The 18,135-nt window shown below is 67.5% G+C and carries 22 protein-coding genes; 11 read left to right on the forward strand and 11 right to left on the reverse strand.

What is annotated here, in order from left to right; translation table 11 throughout:
• Positions 1–99 precede the first annotated feature (99 nt).
• Together J2X42_RS20195 and J2X42_RS20200 are read right to left on the reverse strand one after the other, a co-directional pair.
• Positions 100–1,353, reverse strand: coding sequence for a S8 family peptidase (locus J2X42_RS20195; protein WP_310167695.1), 1,254 nt, complete (start codon positions 1,351–1,353; stop codon positions 100–102).
• A gap of 166 nt (positions 1,354–1,519) precedes the next feature.
• Positions 1,520–1,894: a hypothetical protein gene (locus tag J2X42_RS20200; RefSeq protein ID WP_310167696.1), complete on the reverse strand. Its 375-nt coding sequence runs from the start codon at positions 1,892–1,894 to the stop codon at positions 1,520–1,522.
• Between the two features lie 27 nt (positions 1,895–1,921).
• Here J2X42_RS20200 and J2X42_RS20205 point away from each other — a divergent pair, with 27 nt between their 5' ends.
• The 4 genes from J2X42_RS20205 to J2X42_RS20220 all read left to right on the forward strand — a co-directional run bounded on the left by J2X42_RS20205 (position 1,922) and on the right by J2X42_RS20220 (position 6,255).
• Entirely contained in the window at positions 1,922–2,698 is a 777-nt protein-coding gene (locus tag J2X42_RS20205; RefSeq protein ID WP_310167697.1) for a response regulator transcription factor, read from the forward strand.
• A complete protein-coding gene (locus J2X42_RS20210) occupies positions 2,695–4,443 on the forward strand; it encodes a histidine kinase (protein ID WP_310167698.1) in 1,749 nt (582 codons plus the stop codon). Before J2X42_RS20205 ends, J2X42_RS20210 begins: the two co-directional genes overlap by 4 nt.
• 123 nt (positions 4,444–4,566) lie before the next feature.
• The gene (locus J2X42_RS20215; RefSeq protein ID WP_310167699.1) at positions 4,567–5,292 is read left to right on the forward strand and encodes a hemerythrin domain-containing protein; all 726 of its coding nucleotides are present in this window, start codon (positions 4,567–4,569) and stop codon (positions 5,290–5,292) included.
• Between the two features lie 177 nt (positions 5,293–5,469).
• Positions 5,470–6,255 (forward strand): GntR family transcriptional regulator, encoded by a 786-nt coding sequence (locus J2X42_RS20220; protein WP_310167772.1) that lies wholly within the window; start codon positions 5,470–5,472, stop codon positions 6,253–6,255.
• 16 nt (positions 6,256–6,271) lie between these two features.
• On the opposite strand, the gene J2X42_RS20225 is transcribed toward J2X42_RS20220, so the two are convergent.
• The 3 genes from J2X42_RS20225 to J2X42_RS20235 all read right to left on the reverse strand — a co-directional run bounded on the left by J2X42_RS20225 (position 6,272) and on the right by J2X42_RS20235 (position 10,075).
• Positions 6,272–7,555, reverse strand: coding sequence for a S8 family peptidase (locus J2X42_RS20225; protein ID WP_310167700.1), 1,284 nt, complete (start codon positions 7,553–7,555; stop codon positions 6,272–6,274).
• 62 nt (positions 7,556–7,617) lie between these two features.
• Positions 7,618–8,622 (reverse strand): nucleoside hydrolase, encoded by a 1,005-nt coding sequence (locus tag J2X42_RS20230; RefSeq protein WP_310167701.1) that lies wholly within the window; start codon positions 8,620–8,622, stop codon positions 7,618–7,620.
• A 34-nt stretch (positions 8,623–8,656) separates the two neighbouring features.
• Positions 8,657–10,075: an MFS transporter gene (locus J2X42_RS20235; protein ID WP_310167702.1), complete on the reverse strand. Its 1,419-nt coding sequence runs from the start codon at positions 10,073–10,075 to the stop codon at positions 8,657–8,659.
• Positions 10,076–10,217: 142 nt separating this feature from the next.
• Between J2X42_RS20235 and J2X42_RS20240 the strand changes: the two genes are divergently transcribed.
• The 3 genes from J2X42_RS20240 (at position 10,218) to J2X42_RS20250 (ending at position 11,989) form a co-directional block, all read left to right on the forward strand.
• Positions 10,218–11,084 carry a ribokinase gene (locus J2X42_RS20240; protein ID WP_310167703.1) on the forward strand — a complete coding sequence of 289 codons (867 nt, stop codon included), beginning with the start codon at positions 10,218–10,220 and terminating at the stop codon, positions 11,082–11,084.
• Between the two features lie 2 nt (positions 11,085–11,086).
• Entirely contained in the window at positions 11,087–11,581 is a 495-nt protein-coding gene (locus tag J2X42_RS20245) for a GNAT family N-acetyltransferase (RefSeq protein WP_310167774.1), read from the forward strand.
• An 84-nt stretch (positions 11,582–11,665) separates the two neighbouring features.
• Positions 11,666–11,989 carry a hypothetical protein gene (locus J2X42_RS20250; protein WP_310167704.1) on the forward strand — a complete coding sequence of 108 codons (324 nt, stop codon included), beginning with the start codon at positions 11,666–11,668 and terminating at the stop codon, positions 11,987–11,989.
• A 46-nt stretch (positions 11,990–12,035) separates the two neighbouring features.
• Here the strand turns inward: J2X42_RS20250 and J2X42_RS20255 are convergent, their stop codons facing one another.
• The 3 genes from J2X42_RS20255 to J2X42_RS20265 form a co-directional block, all read right to left on the reverse strand.
• Positions 12,036–12,557, reverse strand: a complete 522-nt coding sequence (locus J2X42_RS20255) for a DUF2087 domain-containing protein (RefSeq protein ID WP_310167775.1) — start codon at positions 12,555–12,557, stop codon at positions 12,036–12,038.
• Between the two features lie 44 nt (positions 12,558–12,601).
• The gene (locus tag J2X42_RS20260; protein WP_310167705.1) at positions 12,602–12,832 is read right to left on the reverse strand and encodes a hypothetical protein; all 231 of its coding nucleotides are present in this window, start codon (positions 12,830–12,832) and stop codon (positions 12,602–12,604) included.
• Between the two features lie 326 nt (positions 12,833–13,158).
• Positions 13,159–14,025, reverse strand: coding sequence for an AraC family transcriptional regulator (locus tag J2X42_RS20265; protein WP_310167707.1), 867 nt, complete (start codon positions 14,023–14,025; stop codon positions 13,159–13,161).
• A 136-nt stretch (positions 14,026–14,161) separates the two neighbouring features.
• Between J2X42_RS20265 and J2X42_RS20270 the strand changes: the two genes are divergently transcribed.
• Positions 14,162–14,851: a hypothetical protein gene (locus J2X42_RS20270; protein ID WP_310167709.1), complete on the forward strand. Its 690-nt coding sequence runs from the start codon at positions 14,162–14,164 to the stop codon at positions 14,849–14,851.
• Between the two features lie 215 nt (positions 14,852–15,066).
• Complete coding sequence (locus J2X42_RS20275; RefSeq protein WP_310167710.1) at positions 15,067–15,912, forward strand: MBL fold metallo-hydrolase; 846 nt, start codon at positions 15,067–15,069, stop codon at positions 15,910–15,912.
• 15 nt (positions 15,913–15,927) lie between these two features.
• Here the strand turns inward: J2X42_RS20275 and J2X42_RS20280 are convergent, their stop codons facing one another.
• From J2X42_RS20280 to J2X42_RS20290, 3 genes are all read right to left on the reverse strand, one after another.
• A complete protein-coding gene (locus J2X42_RS20280; protein WP_310167711.1) occupies positions 15,928–16,254 on the reverse strand; it encodes a type II toxin-antitoxin system PemK/MazF family toxin in 327 nt (108 codons plus the stop codon).
• Positions 16,251–16,454 carry an antitoxin MazE-like protein gene (locus J2X42_RS20285; RefSeq protein WP_310167712.1) on the reverse strand — a complete coding sequence of 68 codons (204 nt, stop codon included), beginning with the start codon at positions 16,452–16,454 and terminating at the stop codon, positions 16,251–16,253. The genes J2X42_RS20280 and J2X42_RS20285 overlap by 4 nt, the downstream gene beginning before the upstream one ends.
• Before the next feature lie 284 nt (positions 16,455–16,738).
• A complete protein-coding gene (locus J2X42_RS20290) occupies positions 16,739–17,368 on the reverse strand; it encodes a class I SAM-dependent methyltransferase (RefSeq protein WP_310167713.1) in 630 nt (209 codons plus the stop codon).
• On the opposite strand from J2X42_RS20290, the gene J2X42_RS20295 reads away from it, so the two are divergent.
• Complete coding sequence (locus tag J2X42_RS20295; RefSeq protein WP_310167714.1) at positions 17,367–17,897, forward strand: hypothetical protein; 531 nt, start codon at positions 17,367–17,369, stop codon at positions 17,895–17,897. The genes J2X42_RS20290 and J2X42_RS20295 overlap by 2 nt on opposite strands.
• Positions 17,848–18,090: an HNH endonuclease signature motif containing protein gene (locus J2X42_RS20300; protein WP_310167715.1), complete on the forward strand. Its 243-nt coding sequence runs from the start codon at positions 17,848–17,850 to the stop codon at positions 18,088–18,090. Before J2X42_RS20295 ends, J2X42_RS20300 begins: the two co-directional genes overlap by 50 nt.
• The last annotated feature ends 45 nt before the right edge of the window (positions 18,091–18,135 follow it).

The raw sequence follows: 18,135 nt of genomic DNA on the forward strand, positions 1-18,135 counted from the left end.
AATCCGATCGGACATGCCGACCCCCGGGCAGTCGGTCTAGGGCTAAGAGTACGGCGCGAAGCTGGATTAACCGTCCAAGGTTTGCAAACGCGTTCAGACTCAGGGCTGGGCGCAGCCGACTGCCTTGCATGCGTTCACACGGCCATTCGCCCAGTAGCTTCCGGTGCCTGGAATAGCGTCGGCGGAAGATTCAACCTTGGCCCGGACCGCCGCACTCGTGGCGGCGGGATTCTTGCTCCACACAAGCGCGGCAGTGGCGGCCACGATCGGCGAGGACATTGAGGTGCCGTTGCCGACGTCGTATCCCAAAGAACGGTTGTTTGGCCCAGCGAGGGCGAAGTTGTGGTTCGGGAAAGTTGAGTAGACGTTGACTCCGGGTGCTGCGATGTCCACCCAACTGGCTCCGTACGTGGAGAACGATGCTTTGGAGTCGTTGTTGTCGGTAGCGGCGACCGCGATGACGTTGGGGTACGCGCCGGGGTAGATCTTGGTCTGGTTGCCGCCGTTGCCCGCCGCGGCGACGAGCACCACATCCTGGCTCCAGGCGTTGTTGACAGCAGTTTCGAGGGTGCGCGACGCCCGGACTCCAAGGCTCATGTTGATCACCTTCGCGCCGTTGCTGACGGCCCAATTGATGCCGTCCGCCAGGCTTGAGCTGGATCCGATCCCGCTGTCGTTCAGCACTTTTCCGTCGAGGATGGTGCACCCAGGGCATGTCCCGGCCACGCCCTGGGTGTTGTGGCTGGCGGCGACGATCCCGGCCACATGCGTGCCGTGGCCGTAGTTGTCGTCACCGGTTTCCCCGTTGGTGAAGTTGGCCCGCGCAACAACCTTCGGGTTGATGTCGGGGTTGTCGTTTGCCACGCCTGAGTCGAGGACGGCAACTTTGATGTTGCTCCCCGTGGTGACGCTCCACGCTTCGACGGCGTCCACATCGGCGTCGGGTTTGCCCGCGGCAATCTGAATGTCGCCCTTGGTGTTGGTGAACGCTTGGCCGGTGTTCTGCAACGCGTACTGGCGATCGAAGTACTGGTCAGCGGTAGCGGCAGTGACAACCTCGTCCGGCTCTGCGTACTCGACTCCAGGGTTGTGGCTGAGGGCTTCGATGATGTTCAGTTCTTTGCCCTCAGGAACCTTGATCAGCTGGGCGCCCGTGCTGCCAATGCCGGGCCCCTCACTGAGGCCGTGCCGGCGCAGCACGCCCGCGGCCGCGCGGGCGTCGCGGAATTTGACCATGATTTGCCCCGCGACCTGGGATGACTCGGGCGGCGCCGCGATACCCGCGGCTGCCGAGTTGAGTGCGCCAATCGCCATCATTGCCGCCGCGAAACCAGCCAGAACAGTTCTTTTCATGGGGGTCATCTTGCTCCAACCTGCACCCCGCCGGATAGGGGCAGCCGGCAAATCACCCTACCTAATCGATAAGGTGATTGAGCCGCGGGAGGCGAGGGCCGCCGTCGTACGCCGGTGATGACCACCTGCTGCACGTCTGCGGTAACGCGGTGCGCCGCAACCTGTATCAGTCCAGGACCGGCGTCGAGCGGCGCCCCGGCGAGAACATGAGTACGACGGCCGCGATCGTGAGCAGCACGAACATGCCAACCAGCAGCTTGATGCCTGCCGGCACGTCGACGAAAAACGCCGGCAGTGTGGTGAGCGTGATGAGGATGATCGCGCCGGCCGCGGCGCGGAGTGCGGCGCGGTTGCCGGTACGCCAGGTGACGATCACGGCGACCAGGCCGACCAGGCCCAGCACGCTGTCGATAATGAGGATGCCGCTCGGCGGGCCAACCTGGCCGTCCGGGGTGGGGAAAAGCACGCCCAGGATGTTAAACGCGCTGTAGATGCCGGCCAGTAGGAGGCCGATCCTCTGCCGTTTCGATGTGGTATTCATGGCTGCTCCTTGGATGGGTCGGATGAAGTGGACAACTCCACTGTCGGCCCGCGCCGCTTCCCTCCACGAGGGACGGCCTGCCCCTCCATTTTCCCGCGGATCCCGCGTGAAAGGGAGGAAGTTCCCGGATCAACCGGGAGCGTACGCGCCCATAATGGGTTCATGAACCTCAGGGTGCTGATCGCGGACGACCATCCCGTCGTCCGCGGCGGGCTCCGGGCGCTGATCGAGACCCTGGACGGACTCGAGGTGGCCGGCGAGGCAGGCGACGGCGAGACCGCCGTGAGGGAGGCACAACTCCTGCGGCCCGACGTCGTGCTCATGGACGTCCGGATGCCCGGTCTCGACGGCGTGGAGGCCACCCGCCGGATCCGTGCGTCGGTACCGGAGACGGCGGTGCTCATGCTGACCATGTACGACGACGATGCGACCGTCTTCACCGCGATGCAGGCCGGAGCCCGCGGCTACCTGCTCAAGGGCGCAGACCAGGAGGAGATCGTCGCCGCCATCCGCGCGGTCGTCACCGGGCAGGCGATCTTCGGGCCGGGCGTGGCGGCACGCATTCTGGGCTACTTCAGTGCACCACCCGCACCACGGCCCGCCCCCTTCCCGGAGCTCACCGGCCGCGAGCGCGAGATTCTCGACCTGCTCGCGTCCGGACGGCGTACGTCGGCGATCGCTGAGGCGCTGTTCCTCTCCCCCAAGACGGTCAGCAACCACCTGACCAGCATCTTCGCCAAGCTGGAGGTGTTCGACCGGGCCGCCGCGATCATCCGCGCCCGTGAGGGCGGGCTCGGCACGTGAGCGCCCCTCCTGCACTGCTCGCGCTGGCGGTCCTTGGCGTGAGCGCGGCCGTCAGCGGGGTGGCGTTGCTCGGCGTGCGGCGGGTCCGGCCGAGCGCCGTGCTCATGGTCTTGGCAGGACTGGCCATCATCTGGGGAGCCGTTGCGGAAGCGATGGAGGGAGGCTACGCGCCTCGCCTGGCATTCATCATCGGCGGCGTGCTGTTGGCGCCGCTCGCACTGACTGCGTACCCGGCGCTCACCTGGCGTCACCCGGTGGACTTCGTCTCGCTGGTCGTGATCGGAGGCTCGGGCGTCCTGGCGGTGGCCTGGGCGGGGAACGACGATGCTCTCTTCGCGATGGTCCTGGTCATCGGCTGCACCCTGATCGCGCACACCTGGTGGAAGATCGAACGTGCCGCGGACTCCGACCGGTGGGCCCTCAAGTGGATGGCGCTCGCGGGTTCCCTGGCGGGGATAACCATGTTCATCACCCCGTTCATGCAGCTCGGCACGGTCGGAGAGGTGATTGCCTACCTCGCCATGAGCACCGTGGCACCCGCACTGTACGTCGGGGTCCGCCGGCCCGAGGTCGTCGATGTCAGGGGCCTGATGGTGCGGTTCGTGGTTTTGGTGACCGCGGTGGTGGGCTATGTGGCCCTCTTCATGACCGTCGAGTCGCTGGTCGAGATCCTGGGCGGCCGCGTGCCGCCTGTGAGCACGCTGGCGGTCATCGGCGCCGTCGCGGCGATGACCTTCCATCCGCTGCAGGTCGTTCTGCGGGCCGTCGTGGACGAGCTCCTCTTCGGCGCGCGTCCGGACCCGCTGGGGGCAGCCACCCGCGTCGTCGGCCACATCGGTGACGATCCGGTGCTCGCCCTGCGGGCGATTCGCGAGGCACTGGTCCTCCCGTATTCTGCGCTCCGCCTGGACGGGAAGACCGTCGCCGAGTCCGGGGCAGAGGTCACCCACACCAGGACCCTCGCGCTCGCCCTTGGCCCTGACCGGTCGGGGGAGCTCGCGGTGGGGCTGCGGCCCGGTGATCTGACCCTGTCCGCGGGTGACAGCCACGTGCTCAGCCTGGTGGCGCCGCTGCTGGCCCAGACCCTGCGCGCCCGGGCACTGGCCGACGAACTGCGGGAGTCACGTGGCCAGGCCATCACCGCAATCGAGGAGGAACGCCGTCGGCTGCGCCGCGACCTCCACGACGGCCTCGGCGCGCGGCTGTCCGGAATCGCGTTCACGTCGGACGCGTTGCGGAATACCCTGCGCACCGACCCTTCCGGAGCAGAGGACCTGCTGCGGACCCTGCGCCAGGAGACGGTGACCGCGCTCGAGGACATCCGGGGGCTGGTCTACGCGATGCGCCCACCTGCGCTCGACGAGCTCGGCCTCGTCACCGCCCTGCGACAGCAGGCACTGGCCCTGCGGGCTCCGGACGGGACACCACTGCGGGTGGATCTGCGCGCAGACAGGCTGCAGGCGCTGCCCGCGGCCGTCGAGGTGGCGGTCTACCGCATCGTCGTCGAGGCGCTGACCAACGTGGCCAGGCACGCCACATCGCCTCACGCGACGGTCAGCCTCACACTCCGTGAGCAGGCCCTCGAGATCGAGGTCACCGACGACGGGAGCACCGGTACGTCGTGGCAGGCCGGCGTCGGCATTGCCTCCATGGGCGAGCGGGCGGCCGAGCTCGGCGGCACGCTCTCCGCCGGGAGTACCCCCCGGGGCGGCCGGGTGCATGCAGTGCTGCCAATCCCGCCGTGACACGACGCGGCATATTTGCCGGTGGCGCCGGCCTCCGGCCATTGTGCGGCGGGAAGGGCAGGCGATACGATGCAGCCGGGGAGAGGTCTTGGTGCCAGATAACGAGCGCAAGGGACCACCAAAATGACCGACTTCTTCACCATCCATCCTGGCGAGACCGCGGCCCCTGTGCCGCCGGGGCCCGTCCTGTGCACCGGGACGGCGGCCATGCGCCGCATTCACCGCGTGTTCCTCTGGGCGTACGAAGAAGCGCCCGGCCTGGTCCGCTCCGCAGCGGCCGGCGACACCGCCCGCGCCGCCTACGTGGGCGAAGTGCTGGGGAACTTCGACAAGCTGCTCCACATCCACCATGAGGGTGAAGACGAGCTCATGTATCCGCAACTGGCGGAGCGGGCACCGGCATGCGCCCTGCACATCGGGCAGATGCTGGAGCACCACCGCCAGGTCACCCAACGGCTTGAGGTCATCGAACCGCTCCGCCTGCGCTGGATGGAAACGGCAGACGCCGAGACCGGGGCGGAACTGGCGGGGCTCTACGAGGACCTGTCCGCTGTCCTGAACGTGCACCTGCGGCGGGAGGTCACCGAGGTGATGCCCGCCGTGGACAGGGTGATGACCCAGCAGGAGCTGAAGACAGCCGCCGAGCATGGAAGCAGCCAGGTCAGCAACAAGTTCCTGGTGGGCTACCTCGGCATGGTGCTGGCCACGAATCCGCCCGCAGACCGGAAGGAATTCTTCAAGGAAATCCCGGCGCCGGTCCGGCTCGCCTACCGCCTGATCGGCCGCAGGATGTACCGGAAGCAGTACTCGACGCTGTTCCCGGGACGCCCGATTCCCGAAACACTGTAGAGACGAGGGTGCTCCTCATCCCGGCAACCGGGGTTGTGCCGTGGACCGGCGGACGGCAGCCGCTCGGCTAAGCGCCGCGCCCCGGCAAGCGCCGCACACCCGGGCAGGTGGCGCGTGTCCAACAAACGCGTCACACCGGTAGGCTGGGAATCCCCAGACCACGAAGTGAGGCATTACGTGCACGAGGACGCCGCCAGGTTCCTGTCCCAGCCGGTGGAGGCCCAGCCCGGCTCGCCGCTCCGGGTGGCCGTGTACTCCCGGATCGCCGAGGCCATCCGCAACAGCCTGCTGACGCCCGGCTCCATGCTCCCCACCGAAACCGAGCTCGGCGCGGACATGAAGGTCAGCCGCACAGTGGTCCGCGAAGCACTCATGCTGCTCGAGGAGGACGGCCTCATCAGGGCCCGCCGCGGCGTGGGCCGGTTCGTCGCCGACACCCTCCCCCGCATCGGCGTCGAACGGATCCGCCCCTTCGAGGAAGTCCTCGGCGGACCCGGCCAGCACCTCGAAATCAAACGCATCCAGCGCGAGCGGCAGCCCGCCTCGGAGTTCGTCGCGCCCGGCGTCGGCGTGGAGCCCGGCGCCGACTGCTGGCTCTGGGAATCCGTCCTGATCCGGGACGGCGAGGCCATCGCCCACCTGCAGGAAAACATCTCCGCGCTGCCCGTGAGCCTGGGCAGCGGTTCCGCCGCCGCGCCGCTGGAAATAGAGGACGACGGCGGCGCCACCCTGCTTGCCAGCCTCAACACCCGCTTCGGCAAGGTCCTCGGACCCGGCGAGTGCCAGATCAGCCTCAGCCAGGTGGGGCCCAGCCGCGCGAAGCTGCTGGACCTGCGCGCCGCGGATCCGGTCCTTGTGCTGACGCAGTACGTCAGGCACGCGAACCGGCCCTTCTACCTGGCCAAGTGCCTCATCGCCGCCCGCGCCGGGCACCTGTCCGTCATGCAGTCCCTGCAGTCATAGAGTCGGGAACCGGAGACTACCGGACGCAATCCACCGCATCGCAGGCGTTCACGAGGCCGTTGGCCCAGTACGTGCCGGTGCCGTCAATTTTCTCGTTGGCGGATGATTCAACTTTCGCGCGGACCGACGAATTTGCCGTGCCGGCAGGAGTGCTCCAGACAAGCGCGGCAACGCCGGCCACAATGGGTGAAGCCATCGAGGTGCCGCTCGCGATGTCGTAGCCCTCGGACCGGCCGCCCGGGCCGCCAAGGGCGAACGGGTGCTTCGGGAACGTGGAGTACACGCTGACGCCAGAAGCTGCGATGTCCACCCACTTGCCGAAGGTGGAGAAGGAGGCCTTGGCATTCCTGTTGTCGGTGGCGGCGACGGCAATAACATTGGGGTAGGCGCCCGGGTAGATCTTGGCCTGCGTACCGGCGTTGCCCGCCGCGGCAACAATCACCACGCCCTTCTTCCAGGCATCATTGACGGCATTTTCCAGGGTCCGCGAGGAAACGCGCTGCCCCAGGCTCATGTTGATGACCCTGGCACCGTTATCGACAGCCCAGCTGATGCCCTTCGCAATGCTGGAGGTGGAGCCTGACCCCTCGTTGTTCAGGACTTTGCCGTCCAGGATGTCGCAATCCGGGCACACACCCGAAACCCCGGCCCCATCTTTGGTGGCGGCAATGATCCCGGCCACATGGGTGCCGTGGCCGTAATAATCCACCAGGTCCGCACCGGCCGGAGGAGCCGAATCACTGAAGTTCGCGCGTGCAACAACGTTTGCCGAGATATCGCTGTTGTCGGTGGTGACTCCGGTATCGAGCACAGCCACCCTGATGCCGGCACCCGTGATGCCGACACCGGTCGTCTTCGTCCACGCTTCGACGGCGTCCACGTCAGCGTCCGGTTCACCCGCGGGCACCGTCACGGTTCCCAGCGTGTTGGTGAAGGACTGGCCGGTATTGTGCAGGGCGTACTGGCGGGGGAAATAGTCGGGGTCCGCCGCGGCGACCGTAACCACCTCGTCCGGCTCGGCATACTCAATGTTCGGGTTCCGGCTGAGGGCGTCGACGAGCTGGAGTTCCTTGCCGGCCGGGACCTTGATGAGGTGGGCGCCGGTGCTGCCAATCCCCGGGCCGTCGCCGAGGCCATGGCGGCGCAGAACCCCGGCTGCCGCCGCATCGTCACGGAACTTGACCATGATCTGCGCCGCGATGTGCGACGGCCCGGGCGCTGCGTTGCCCGGGCCCGCGAAGGAAATGGCACCGAGCCCCATCATGAGCGCCGCGAAACCTGCGATAGCTGTTCTCTTCATGGGGTTATCTTGCGCCTGCCGGGACCGGCTGGATAGTGGCTGCGGAAAAGTCTGCGGATGCCTCAGGCGGCCGCCGCACCCGCGGCGAGTGCCGCCGTCGTGCTTTCACCAAACGACAGCAGCGTCTCCACCAGGTGCGGGGCGAAATTCCCGTCCAGTGAAAGGACCACGCGGCAGCGGGCGCCGGGCTGGTCCGGGTAGCCCAGGTAGGCGCCGCGCAGGTCGCAGACGGTCTGCCCGCGGCCGGGACCGTCGGTGGTGTCGACGGCGGCATGCACCACCGGGGCCACCGCGGCTTTGATTCCGCCCACCGCGAGCGCTGCCGCGAGGGGATCGTGCATGGCGGAGCAGGGCCGGCCGAAGATGCCTTCGTAGAACCGGAAGTAGTAGCCCAGCATCTCCCCCAGCGCCTGTGGCACCGGACCGTCCGCGGCGAGAAGTTCCTGCCGGTGGTTCTCCTCCAGGACGTTGGCCATGGTCACGTCCAGCGGCACCAGGGTGACGTCCCATGCGGCGGCCAGGACCTCGGCGGCAGCCTCGGGGTCGTTGTGGATGTTGGCCTCGGCCACGGCGGTGATGTTGCCCGGGGCCAGGGCCGCCCCGCCCATCACAGTGACCGAATCCACCAGCGAGGGCAGCGCCGGTTCCAGCCGGAGGGCTTCGGCAATGTTGGTCAGCGGGCCGATGGCCAGCACCCGTAACGTGCCGGGGTGTTCGTGGGCGAGCCGGACCAGCATCTGGGCCGCGGATTCCGGCGCAAGCCCGGCAGACGCCGTCGTCAGCGACACCCCGCCGATCCCGTTGTCGCCGTGCACCCACGGCGCCCCGCCGCCAAACGATCCGACCAAAGGATCGTGAGCGCCGAGCACCACGGGAATGTGCGCGTGGCCGGCGAGCTGGAGCAGGTCAAGGGTGTTGCGGGCGCCGGCGGCGGCACTGACGTTGCCGCTGACGGTCCCGATTCCGCGCAGGTCGGCCGCGGGCGCGGCGAGCAGGTAGGCCAGGGCGAGGGCGTCGTCGATCCCGGTATCGCAGTCCAGGTAGAACGGGTGGCTGGTGGTGGTCATGGCGGTGTCCATCTTTCGTTTGAGGGTGGGGTGGTCAGAGGGTCTCGCCCTTGGGGGCGGCGACGAAGAGGCTGACGATGAACGCGGCGGCCGTGATGGCCACCGAAATCCAGAGGGCGGTGGCGTAGCCGGCGGCGCTGGCCTGGGCGGCGAACGGCGCCACAAGCACGACGCCGAGGCTCGCCCCGATGCCGAAGGAGGCACCGTTGATCCCGGGCAGGGCAGCCGGGGCTTCCTTGGGTGAGAGCAGCACGGAGAGCCCGTTGATGGCGGTGAGGAAAAAGCCGTTGTAGAAGATGCCCAGCGCCGCAACGGCGATCAGCACCGCCACCTGGTTGTCCGAGAACATGGCCGCGGTGATGGCGCAGGCGAGGCTGAGCCCGGTGCCGGCCCGGAGGGTCTTGATCCAGCCGCGCCGGTCGGCGAGCCAGCCGGCCAGGGGTGCGACGAAGACGCCGATCAGGGCGGCCGGGGTGAGGAACAGCAGCGCGGACACGGACGCGGTCAGGCCGAAGCCGGCGCCGGCGTCCTGGCTGAGGAGCACCACGGTGAAGTTGATGATGGCGAAGATGCCGGCCAGGGCCAGGACGGTGGTGGCGATGACCGGCCACACCTGGCGGGAGCGCAGGTGGTGCACGGCGATCAGCGGGTGGGTGCGGCGTTTTTCGATCATCCAGAAGGCGGCGAAGGAGGCGACGGTGCCGGCCAGCAAGGCCAGGGTGCCCGGCGCGGTCCAGCCGGCGGCCGAGCCGCCGGAGACGAAGTAGGTGATGAAGACCAGGAACACGGACAGGGATCCGGCGCCCCACCAGTCCATGGCGCCGCGCACTCCGGCGGGGCGTCCGGCCGGGACGATCCTGATGATGCAGGCCGCGGCGATGGCGGTGAGGACCAGGACGACGACGAAGATGGACCGGTAGCCGAGGGTCTCGGCCATGAGCCCGCCCACGTAGCCGTCCACGCCGCCCACTCCCCCGTTGATGGCGGCGATGATGCCCACCGAGGTGCCGAAGACCTTGGCCTGCAGATTTTCGCTGAGCACGATGTAGGCGAGGGCGAAGACGGCGCTGGAGACGCCCTGCAGGAACCGGCCGGTGACCAGCAGCGGCAGGGTGGGGGCGGTGATGCAGAGGATGGTGCCGGCGCCCATGATGCCAAGAACCAGGAGCAGGGCGGCGCGGCGGCCGATGAAGTCGCTCCAGCGCCCGATCACGGGCCCGGCGATGGCGCCGGCCAGGAAGAACATGGACTGGACCGGGGCCGCGCTGTCGGCGCTCTGGCCGAAGCTGGCGGCGATCTGCGGCAGCGCCGGGGTGACCATGCTGGCGTTGAGCTGGAAGGAGAGCACGCCCAGCAGCAGAGTGGAGATCAGCAGGGCGGCGCGGCGGCCGGCGAAGGCCGGCTGTTCCACGCTGACCGGCGGGGAGGCGGTGACCGGGGCGGGGGTGTTCACATCAAACTCCTTTGTTCGAGCTGGATCGTCCGGAATGGCGATTCGAGTTGTTATACAACCATGTATGACGCACAAGTACAACCATGCCGTACACTATTTCCTAATCCGGCCGCTTCCGGCTTCCCCTCGAGAGAGACTCCCCATGAGCAATCGACTTCCTGCCGTCGCCGTCGTCGGCAGCATCAACCTGGACCTGATCGCCACCGCCGAAAGGCTCCCGACGGCGGGCGAAACCATCGGCGGCGCCGTGCTGTCCGAGCAGCCCGGCGGCAAGGGCGCCAACCAGGCCGCGGCCGCCGCGCGGCTGGGCGGCAGCGCCCGCATGGTGGGCGCCGTGGGCAGCGACGCCCAGGGCCGGCGCATGCTGGACGCGCTGGCGGGTGCCGGCGTCGGCACCGCTGCCGTTGCCGTGCTTCCCGGGGCAACCGGGACGGCGCTGATCGTGGTGGACAGCGACGGCGAGAACCAGATTGTGGTCTGCCCGGGCGCCAACTCGCACCTTTCCCTCGAGGGCGTGGAGTTCGGCCCGGAGGAGACAGTGCTGTGCCAGCTGGAGGTGGGCCTGCCCGTGGTGCTGGAGGCTGCCAGGCGTTCCGCGGGGTTCTTTGCGCTGAACGCCGCGCCGGCGATGGACCTGCCGGCGGAGCTGCTGGAGCGCTGCGACCTGGTGATTGTCAACGAGAGCGAATACGCCCTGATCCCCGCCCTGGCCTCGGCCAAACTGGTGGCCGTGACGTACGGCGGGGACGGCTCGGCGATGTACGAGCACGGCCGCAAGGTGGCCGAGGCCCCGGCGGCTGCCGTGAGCGTGGCGAACACGATCGGCGCCGGCGACGCGTTCTGCGCGGCCCTGGTCCTGGCGCTGCGCAGCGGGCTTTCCTATGCCGAAGCACTGGCCGTGGCCAACGCGGTGGGGGCGGATGCCGTGGCCGATCCGTCCTCCCAGCCGGATTTGGCACACCTGCGCCATTACCTGGAGCGGACCGCCGCAACCGCAGGCGCGCGGTGAGCATGGCACTCCGGCGGGCGGCGCCGTCGGACTTTCCGGCTGTCCGGAGGATCACCCGCGACGCCTACCTCAGCGCCGGGCACTTCGCGGCCGACCACCCCTACATGGCCGTGCTGGAGGACGTGGAACACCGGGCGGAGCATGCCGAGGTGTGGGTGGCGGAGGCCGCCGGGCAGGTGGTGGCGGCGGTGACGCTGACCTTCGCCGGCCAGCCGTACAGCGAGATCGCCGCCGACGGCGAGCTGGAGTTCCGGATGCTGGCGGTGGATCCTGCATGCCAGGGCGGCGGCGTGGGGCGCGCAGTGGTCCGCGAGGTGGTGGACCACGCCCGGCAGCTGCCCGGCATCGGGGCCATCAGCATCACCAGCGCCACGTTCATGGAACGCGCCCACCGCCTGTATGAGTCGCTGGGCTTCGAGCGGGCGCCGGATCGGGACTGGTACGTGCCGGGCGAAGACGTGCTGCTGTGGGTGTTCACTAAAAAACTCGATGGTTGAGCCCGTCGAAACCGGATAGTCGTTGAGTCCGTCGACACCCGAATCCGAGCCCCAAAACGTGAGCGAACTCGGATAAAATGGGCCATGGTGCTCTTCCCCGCAATCGGGCTCCTCATATGGATCGGCTTCCTGTTCGCTGTCTGGGTTTTGTGCATAATCCTCTGGCTCCTATGCCAAACAGTGGTCTGGCTCTTGGACCTGCACGCCGGACACGCCCGCCGAACGAAGGCTTCCGGCCCCAAACGGGTGGTACCGCCGGCCCGCAAGGCCCCCGCCCGCAAACCTGCCTACCGCGGAGTCACGTCCGACATTATGCCCAAATGGACACCGGCGCATCGGCGCTACGTGGACCGCGACCGGGCTGACTGGCAGGAGCAGTTCGACACCCTGAATTCCCGCAAGCTGTAAGCCGGATGGGAGCCGTCGCCGGGAATTGTGTTGTTTGATTGCGCATTCAGTCCTGGGTTCCCAGCCCTGATTCCGTGCGGCGGTACGAGGAACCCGACGCCGTCCTCTCCAGCAGCCCGAAGTCGACCAGGTAGCGGCGCAGCAGCACAACGTCCTGGGCGTAGTCCAGCAGCCGCTCGTTGACCTGCCGCTCGCTCAGCTCCTCCCCCGGCTGGATCGCCTGCGCGACGATCCAGCGCAGGAGCTCGCGCCGGTCCGCCAGGCTGGCGGGGTACCTGTCGATCCGGCCGAGGCGCAGGAAGCGGTCCACACCCGTCTTCGGCTGGCGCCTCGGCTGCTGGGACAGGAGCTCACGGAAGACCGCATCCGACGCTTCCAGTCCCTTGCTCCCGGTCCACTGGGCCAAGCCGGCTTCCAGCAGGACAGCGATGGCCTTGGTACGGCGCTGCTCCTTCAGACCGGGGAGGACATCTTCACCGAGCACAATCTGTGCATAAGCGTTGCGCGCATCCCGGTTCGCGAGCGCCGCCATGACCCGGCGCCAGTGCGGTCCGCTCAGGCCCGGCACTCCGTTCAAGGCCACCTCCCATGGCTCCAGCGGGCGCTGTTGTTCTAGCCCGGATCCTCGTCATTTGCGACCGCCTCGACCCAGTCGATGCCTTCGTCAGGGAAATAGTGGCCCGGCACTCCGCTCCGGTCAGCCCACCATGGATCGGTGCTGGCCGGTCCCCCGATGCTGGCGATCTCAGCCACCACGTGCGCCGGCACCACGTCGCCGTTGTTCTCGATCAGCCATTCCTGCGTTGATGGCTGCAGTTTTGTCCACCAGTGCTCGATGCCCATAGTCGAAGTCTTCCACGCCGGCTGAAGCTTGGGGTGATCCGTTTTGATTCTTTTCCTCCCGGTGGTTGAGCGGCTGGAAGGCAGGTATCGAGGTCCTGGCTCCGTAGTGCGTGTTTGATCCACCAGCCTGCAAAATTTCGTCGCCTGGTCAGCAGGAGAGGATGGAACAGCGACGGCGGGACTACCTCACGCCCGTTGGTTCCGTCAGCGTCGGCGAACGGCAGCCCCTGAAGTAGCCGGTCTTCCGCTGCCCGGAGCTAGTCCACAGCCATCGGGGCCGTTGCCATTCCAGCTCTAAGTCGTGGCGCGGCGCGCAGCCCTCGTCCTTAGGTGCGTTCCACCGGTAGCCACAGCTCGGTGGTTGCGGTGCTGAAGTCGGCGGCGCGCTCGAGAATGGCCACCACGGACGGGCCGGGCCTCAGCCGCCAGGGGTTGGAGGGGAACCAGTCGGCGGCGGTCGCCGCCCAGGCGGACTGGAGGGCTCCCGGGTAGCGTCCGGCAGTGCGGAACACCGCCCACGTGCCAGCCGGGACCTCGATGGCGTCGAGGCCTTCGGGCACCGGCGTTCCTTCGCTGACGGCGACTCCGTGCAGGTAGGTCAGCTCGCTTCCCTCGGTGTAGTCGGGGTCGACGTCGGCGCTTACCTGCAGCAGTCCGGCCGGTTCGGTGTTGCTCAGGGCTTTGAGGCGCAGGTGCTCCGGTTCGGGTAGCGACGCGATGAGCGCCTGGATGTGCGGGTTGGCGCCGTGGTGAATGAGCGGTACGCGAGCCGTGTGGCCGACGAGCCGGAAGGCCGGCCGATCGGCGATGCGGGTATCCATGGTGGTATTTCCTTCTATCGTCAGGCGGAACCTGAGCTGCGGTTGTGTCCGGAGGGGGCCACCGTCCCGGCGCACATCGGCGGGGCTGACGCCATGCACGGCCCGGAAAGCCCGGCTGAATGCCTCGGTGGAGCCATAGCCGAAGCGCAGCGCAGTCCCCAGCAGGTCGCGGCCGCCTATGACGTCGGCCGCGGCGACGGTCATGCGCCGCCGCCGGATGTACTCGGACAGCGGCATGCCGGCCAGTGACGAGAACATCCGGCGGACGTGATATTCCGTCGTGCCGAGGCTGCCTGTCAGGCCGGCGACGTCGATCTCCTCGGTGAGGTGGTCCTCGATGTAACCGAGGACTTGGTTCAAAACTGCGATCACGGTTTTCCCTTCCGCATCAAGCCTCGCTCATCGGCTCAGACCCATACCCAACTATTGCGGTTCGATCCGATCAGGCTCCGCTCCGCCGCGGAGAACAGGCTAGCTGTATCGCAGGAGGGCGGGACTAGAATGAGCCATGCCTGCGACCGGCCGAGTCGTCTCCGCCGCGGTGCTGCTCGTCATTGGGGCAGGACTGGCTCTGCTGGCTGTGCTGGTCCACTACCAATTCATGAGGGTGTACGGCGATGTCACCGCTACCGCGTTCGAGGCGCTCACTTGGGGGTTGACGGCAGGTCCCTCCGGGTTGGCGCTTGGTCTGGTCGCGGTGGTTGCCTTGATCGGTTTGGTGCTCTCGACACGACGGTGGATGCGGCTGACGGCCGTGGCCATCCCGGTCCTCATGCTGATCGGGATGTTCGCTGTCACCCCGGCGGCACTGGGGCAGAAGCTTGAGGTGCAGTTCGGCTCGGCTCCGCAGTGCGTGATGGAGGGCACGGAGGAGCCCATGGCCTCTGCAGACCGTGAGTCCCAGCGAGCGTTCGATTCCATCAGTCATATCGGCGATTTCTCCGGTGGCGGCGTGAGCGGTGTCGGCGGCTGTGAACGCAGGTTTGTGCTCTCGGGAGACGTCGATGTGTTGCAGCACTACCGTGCGGCATTGCCGGCGTCGGGCTGGGACGTGGTCTTGGACGACGGGCGCCGTCTGCGGGCCCGGCGTGACGGCCTGGCGTTCGAGGTGATGCCCTGCTCCGGAGGCGGTGTCATCTGGGCCGGACGCGACGACGACCTCGCAAACGGAATAATGATGGGCTGTGACCAGCACTGAAATGTGCCCACCCGACCTCTGAAACGACAGCAGCTGGCCGATAAGGACCGCCGGCGATGCCACCGTTGATCCACATTGGACGCGCCCAATGCCAGCCGGCACGGGTCGGGACCTGGACCGGGGTTCAACCAGTCGCGGATAGTCCTTGCAACCCGTCGCCGCCAGGGAATACCGTCGCAGCAGGCGGTTGCACACCACAAGCGGAAGGCATTTTCATGCTGAAGCAGGTCGCGGAGGGCGTTCTCGTTCACGAGAGCGAGTTCATCCAGAGCAATTGCGTCGTCGTGCAGGGCCGGGACGGCGTGCTGCTCATCGACCCCGGTATCACGGGCGGCGAAATGGCGGCCATCGCGGACGACCTTCGCGAGTTCGGCCAGCCCGTCGTGGCAGGCTTCTCCACGCACCCTGACTGGGACCACGTGCTGTGGCACCCGGACTTCGGCGAGGCGCCGCGCTACGGTACCGCCCGCTGCGCCGCTTCCATCCGGGAGGTGCTGTCGCACGCGGACTGGAGGGACCGTGTCGCCGAGGGGCTGCCGCCGGAGTACGCCGAGGAGATCCCGATGGATCTGCTCGGTCTCATTACCGGTCTGCCCGCCGGCACTGCTCAGGTTCCCTGGGATGGCCCCACAGTCCGCATCATCGAGCATCAGGCCCACGCCCCGGGCCACGCGGCGCTGCTCATCGAGGAGTCCCGCGTCCTCGTCGCGGGCGACATGCTGTCCGACATCCTGATGCCGTTCCTCGACCTGGAGGCCGCGGATCCCCTCGGGGACTACCTCGAAGCGTTGAGGCTGTTCGAGGATTTGGCCCACGGCGTGGATGCCGTCATCCCCGGTCACGGCTCCGTCGGCGGGAAGGAGCAACTGCGAGCACGGATCAAACAGGACCGCGCGTACGTCCAGGCACTGCTCGACGGCGGTGTCCCCGACGACCCGCGGATCGGCCCGTCGGCTCCCTTGGATTGGCTGCCCGAGGTGCATCAGTGGCAACTCCAGCGGCTGGCCCAAAGCAGCGGGCGCGGCGGAACGGCCGAAAAGCGGTCCTCTGGAAGCGAATGAATCACTGGAGCGCGGTCACCGTGCCAGGCCGAGAAAGACTGCGAGCGATTGCTCCACTGCAACCATGGTCTCGGAGTCTATTCGGCCTATCCGCTGCCCGAGGTTGGCGCGACGGACGGTGGTGAGCTTGTCCGCCATGATCTGGCTGATGCGTTCCAGTCCGGTTAACGGTCCTGGCTCCACCGTCAGCCTCAGCAATGGGGCGTCCGTCAACTGAGTCGTCAGTGGCAGAAGAGTGATCGACTCCGACTCCGCAAACAGGTCATCTTGGATGATGAGTGCTGGCCGGGGTTTTTGAGCATATGTTCCGCCGGACACAGTCCAAATCTCGCCACGGTTCACTCCGGCCAGTCTTCCGAAATCTGCTCGACAAAATCCTGGTCGTTGCCAGCGCGGTCAGCGGCGGCAACTGCCAGCGCTTGGCGCTTCGCCTCACGCCTGAACTCCTCCGTGCGCGCATCGGGCACCCACATCTGTATCTGCCGAAACCCGCGCTCGCGCATGGCAATCCTGTGCCGTGCAACACGATCCCTAACACTCATGATTCAACGTTACATGTAACGCTTCGACCTGTCAGGCCCCGATCGATTGGATGGTCCCCACGGACACACCAGCTTCTGCATGTCCAGCGTGGCAGGAGAGCATCCCCAGCTGGCATCCGTTGCCTGTAGTGGAAGAAACCGTGGTCGTCGCCAAGCCGCCGCATGAGGTCTTCGGTTTCCTGGCGAAGGCTGGAGACCGGCATCAAGATTGGTGGCTCCTGGGCAAATTGCTTGAGCCGCTGGTGAATCGCCTCCTGGGCCGGCCTCTCCGTCGCAACCTCAAGTTAGTCACCGCGCGTGGCTGTGCCAAGGATGTGGAAGGAGACCGGCGTGCGGGCGGCAGGAAACAAGTACCGGTCCAGCCGGTTGATGGTGAACCCTGCCCTCTCGATTGCTGCGGCGGTGTCGCGGCCGGTATGGCATCCACCTGCCATGCGGGGCCAGATGGTGGCATCCAGCACGCGCTGGACACGTGCGAGGCCGGGCGTGTCTGCCCGGACGTGTTCGAGGAAACGCAACTGCCCGCCGGGCTTGAGCACGCGGTGGATTTCCCGCAGGGCCGCCGCCTGGTCGGGCACCGAGCACAGCACGAGTGACACGACCACCGCATCGGCGCTGCCGTCTGCGCAGGGGATCCGCTCCGCGAGGCCATCAACAACCTCCACCGGAACCGGCGCATGCTTCGCCGCGTCGCGGGCGAGGCGCCTCAGGTGCGGTTCCGGCTCGACGGCCAGAACATGGGTGACCGTGCGCGGGTAGTGCGGGAAGTTGAGCCCGTCGCCGGCGCCTATCTCGATCACCGTTCCACTGAGGCCAGTGAGCAGTGTTTGCCGGCGTTGGTCCATGCCGCCCCGCTCCATCGCCTTACCCACAGCGGGGTAGAGCCGTGCGAAAACCGGATGCTGGTCTGCCATGTTGGTCACTGTACCGGGCCCGCAGGGCGAGGTAATCAAGGTGACGGCGGGCAGTGCTGCCGGCCAGGTCCAGTCAGCACGGGGCTGCTGTCGCCAGACCTATACGATCGTCGAAGCTGAACAACAATGGGGGACGAACTCGATGCTTGAACTGAAGCCGCATTTACTGGAGCCGGCACATGCTGAAACTGCCTATACGGCCGTGATGGTGTGGCTGTTCATTTCAACCTTTGGTGCCCTGATGCCGGGCAACGCCGTCACCGCAGCCGGCCCGGGCATCTCCGGTGTGACTGGAGTCCGGCAGGATATGCTCGGCCGAGTCCTGGCGGCGGCCGCACTCCCCGGACTCTTTCTGGTCGCCCTGACCATCGCGGCGGCATTCCTGGTCGCCACGTACGTCCGGCGCCGGGACCCGGTGAGGCGCTTCACCACGCCAGCAGCGCCGCGAGGGGATGGCCCGCGCCGCTGGCACGTGCGAAATGGAAGCCGGCTTCAGGCGCTGTTGTTCCCGGCCGGCCGAGCACGGTGACCACTTCTATCCGTGGTCCAAGGGCGGCTCCACCAGCCTGCAGAACTTTGTGGCAGCCTGCGCCCGGTGCAACAGGGCGAAGGGCGCCAGGATTCCTTCGCCGGGCCAACAGGAACGTATAGAACGACGACGGCGGGATTACGTTACGCCCGACGGTTCAGTCAGCGTCGGCGAGCGGCGGCAGCTGCCCTGAGGCAGTGCGTTAGAAGTATTTTTGCGATCAGTCGGCTTCTGCTGC

Source organism: Arthrobacter sp. BE255 (genome assembly GCF_031457335.1).
Classification (GTDB): Bacteria; Actinomycetota; Actinomycetes; order Actinomycetales; family Micrococcaceae; genus Arthrobacter.